The organism is Candidatus Laterigemmans baculatus, from assembly GCF_010367455.1.
Taxonomy (GTDB): Bacteria; Planctomycetota; Planctomycetia; order Pirellulales; family Pirellulaceae; genus Laterigemmans; species Laterigemmans baculatus.
Map to the genome: position 1 here is coordinate 1 of NZ_WRPR01000127.1, position 359 is coordinate 359.

General features: G+C 62.4%; 1 protein-coding gene. It reads right to left on the minus strand.

The annotated features are described in order from the left end of the window. Positions 1-194 (minus strand): hypothetical protein (locus GNK13_RS21560; protein ID WP_203545385.1); only part of this gene is annotated, 194 nt, incomplete at its 3' end. Between the last annotated feature and the right edge of the window lie 165 nt (positions 195-359).

Genomic DNA, 359 nt, shown 5'->3' on the forward strand with positions numbered 1-359 from the left:
AACTCGTCTTTGGCGTAGAGCCAGCTGAAGTGGCTGCCGAGCATCTCCTCGAGGCCGAGAATCAGCCTGTGTTTTGCCGACAGATCTTCGGCGAGTCGCTCGCGGTCGAATTTGCCGAGGGCGAGGGCGATGGTCTCTGCGGATGCGGGGCACGATTTCCTCTGCCTCCTGGAGCGCCGTAGGGGGTTGGCCATTTTCGAGGTTTTCTGGGGAGCATGCTGTTGGCGGCGTAGGGCGAGATCAACTCGCCTGATTGAGGGAACGGACTCGCCTCAGCGTTGCGTGTCGAACGGGGGTAGCGCTCGACGAACCGCGGCCGCAAATGCCTTGAGCGGCAGCCGGTTCGTCGTGAGACGAGA